A 3,845-nucleotide genomic window follows, 5' to 3' on the forward strand; every position below is an offset into this window, starting at 1 on the left:
TTTCCATTTTCATAGCCAGCGCCTCCACCAAAATACGTCGCAACTGTTTGATTCATTGAATAAAGTTGGTTGCCAGTGATCGCATCCGTTGAGTTTGCCGTGATGTCACCATCTAAAAGAAACTTCAATTTGCTATTGCTTCCTTCCGTTCCATGCTTAGCTACAAACGCATTGGCTTCATTACTCCAATTCAAAGAATCCTGTGCGACTCCTTCAGAAACTTCCTTAATACGCTGATTCACATTTTTTATATTTGCATCAAGGCCTTCAAACGCACCACCTACACCATCAAAGGCGCTCGTGCTTACCTGACCATCTTCAGAAATATGCGATAATTTATACCTTGGCTGTGTAAGAGCTCCATCTTTAAAGGATGCTTCTCCACCTAAAAACTTAGCTACATCCTCACCGATTTTATTAATCTGATCGCCCGTGATTGCATCATGTGAACCCTTGGCAATCTGACCATCGGCAACATTATGGAGACCTACAGCCGCCTTATCCTTACCTTTACCTAAAGTCACACTCGTGTAATCAATGCCGCCATTATCACCATCTTTTTTATCGTAATGAACAACAGCTGAATCATCAGACTGAAGGCTGCTAGAAAGTTCCTTCAGACTTGCATCAAGCTGACCCTTGTTAACGGCATCATTATTATCTTTTGCATCCTCTACACCAGAAATAACCCGTTTCACACCGCTTTTGTTTGCAACATTAATTACAGTGCCATTTGTTTCCTTACCAACAGTGATAGGAGCCGTCTCATCATCCTGCTTGACAAGGCTTTCACTCACTACATTGGTTACATCATGATGAACATTCGTGACAGAACTACTAATATCAGAAAGTGCTTCCGCTACACTCTTATAACTTTCTTCACTTTCTGTCCCTTCTGCATTAACTTTCTTGATTACAAAATTTGGAGCCTTCCATTGTCCATCTTTATCATAACCTGCTCCTCCACCAAAATACGTCGCAAATGTCTGATTCATTGAATAAAGCTGACTACCCGTTACAGCATCTGTTGATTTAGCGCTAATCTCACCATTTGCTAGAAACGTAATTCTACTGTTTTCTTGTGTCCTTACAGCTCTGCCTTTTTCTTCTTGCTTCTTCTCATGACGCGCTACAAACGCATTGGCTTCCTTGCTCCAATTCAAAGAATCCTGCGCTACCCCTTCAGAAACTTCCTTAATCCGTGCATTTACATTCTTGATATTATCATCAAGACCAATAAATGCGCTACCAACATTTTCAAAACTAGCACTTGCTACCGAACCATCCGTATCAACCTTGGATAACTTGTAGGTTGGTCCTGTAAACGTACCGTCAACAAATTTTGCATCACCACCAAGGAATTTAGCCACATTCTGAGAAATTGTGTTGATCTGACTACCATTAATCGCATCATGTGAACTCTCACCAATGGCACCATCTTTGACATTATGAAGTGCAACTGGTCCTGCATCCTTACCTTTACCTAAAGTCACACTCGTGTAATCAATGCCGCCATTATCACCATCTTTTTTATCGTAATGAACAACAGCTGAATCATCAGACTGAAGGCTGGTAGAAAGTTCCTTCAGACTTGCATCAAGCTGACCTTTGTTAACAGCTTCATTATCCTTTGTTGCTTCACCAACACCTGAAAGAGTCCGATCCGTACCAGTCTTGTTGGCTATATTGATTTCACTGCCTTCTACTTCTTTACCAATAGTGATAAGATTTGTATCTGCATCTTTCTTAACAAGGCTATCTCCTCTAACATTGTTAATTTCATTGTTAATTTGTTTTGTAATCTCATTTTTAACATTTGTGATAGAACTACCAACCCCTGTTAAAGCACTCGCTACATCAGGATAATTCTGATCTTTAGATCCACCATCAGCATCAAAGGTCTTGACCGTGAATTTAGGATTCGTCCATTTACCTTCTTTATATTCAGCGCCACCACCTAAATAAGTTGCAACAGTCTTATTCGTATCAAAAAGCTGAGAACCATTGATCGCATCACTTGAGCTTGCAGAGACCTCTCCATTGGAAAGAAATGTAATCTTACTCTTACTTTCCTTCTCTCCATGTGTTGCTACAAACGCCTTGTCAGAATCACTCCACAACAATGCATTCTGCTTAATATTTTCAGTAACCTCCGTGTTGTTTTGGGTAAACTCTTTTTGAAGATTCTCAAAAGATGTTCCTACACCCTCAAAAGCTTCCGATACAGTATTATACTTCTTCTCTTCAACTTTAGTACCATCCTCATTAATGGTCTTAATCTTGAAGCTTGGAGCTGTCCAAGCGCCACCGGCATAACTAGCATGACCACCTAAAGACTGCGCAACACTGTCACCTAGAGCATATAGCTGATTTCCTGCTACAGCATCGCTTGAAGTTCCACTAACGTCTCCGTTGGCAAGATGTTTAATCTTGCTGCTCACTCTTTTATCTTCTTTTCCATGCTGTGCCACAAAGGCCCCTTCAGCATCACTCCACAACAACGCATCGCCTTGAACTTCTTGCGTAATATTACTTAGTTTTTCATTAAACTTTTTGACCTCATTAGACAGATGTTTATTCACATTTATGAAGTTCGTATCAATTCCTGCAAAAGCAGAGCCTACATCATTATAGGATTCGCTTGTCACTTCACCATCTTCAGAAACTTTCGACACCGTATAAGTGGGATCTTTAAACTTCTCACCATCAAAGGATACGCTGCCACCTAAAATCTTTGATAAATCTGCAGCTATGGTATGAAGCTGACCTCCCGTAACCGCATCATTCGAGCCTGATACTATAGAGCCAGCCGCAAGTGATGTGATCTTGCTGTTTTCTTTTTTACCTTCTTCCGTTTTATGCTGTGCGACAAAGGCGTTACTCTCATTACTCCATAATAAAGAATCTTGTGCAACTCCTTCTGAGACTTCCTTAATGCGAGCGTTAACAGTCTTGATATTTGTATCAAGTCCTTTAAAGGCTTTTTCAACACCTTCATACGGTTTATCTGTTACCTCACCGTCTTTAGAAACTGTCGATAAGTCATAGCTGGGAACTGTAAAAGTGCCATCAGCACTAAACGATGATTTGCCACCTAAAATCTTTGATAAACTTGCAGCTATGGTATTAATCTGACCACCCGTAACAGCATCGCTCGAACCTGATACTATAGAACCATCAGCCAGCGATGTGATCTTGCTGTTTTCCTTTTTACCTTCTTCCGTTTTATGCTGTGCGACAAAGGCATTGGCTTCATCATTCCATAACAAAGCATCTTTCTCAATATGTTGAGAACTATCAGTTATTTTTTTATTAAAATCATTGATCGTATTCGTTATACGCGTATTCACATTCCCAAGGCTATAATCAAGCGCCGAAAGAGCTGAACCAACATTATGATGACTATTTGGCGATACATCTACATCACCAGTTTTTCTAATGTCATGTACCCCATAAGATGGTTCACTGAAAGCACCATTACTAAAAGCTGCATTCCCACCTAAGAACTTAGCAATATCACCGCCTATTTTATTAATCTGCTGACCATTAATTGCATCATAGGATTCTGAAGATATTACACCCTTAGCAACATTATGGAGTGCAACAGGTGTCTTGTCTTTACCACCCAAAGTTATACTCATATAATTAGGGGCACCATCCTTCTGTTTATCGTAATGAACAACGGCTGAATCATCAGACTGAAGGCTGGTAGAAAGATCCTTTAAACCTTTATCTAGCTGACCTTTATTAACCGCTTCATTATTCTTCGTTGCTGCCTTCACACCAGAAAGAGTTCGATCTGCTTTGCTACTATTAGCGATATTGATTTCACTGCCTTCTACTTC

The 3,845-nt window shown here is 40.2% G+C and carries 1 pseudogene; it reads right to left on the reverse strand.

The features are described 5' to 3' along the window. Positions 1 to 3,845: pseudogene (locus ACFIJZ_RS09350) on the reverse strand (hypothetical protein); the annotation flags it as partial.

The organism is Bartonella sp. CL70QHWL (assembly GCF_042194855.1).
Taxonomy (GTDB): domain Bacteria; phylum Pseudomonadota; class Alphaproteobacteria; order Rhizobiales; family Rhizobiaceae; genus Bartonella.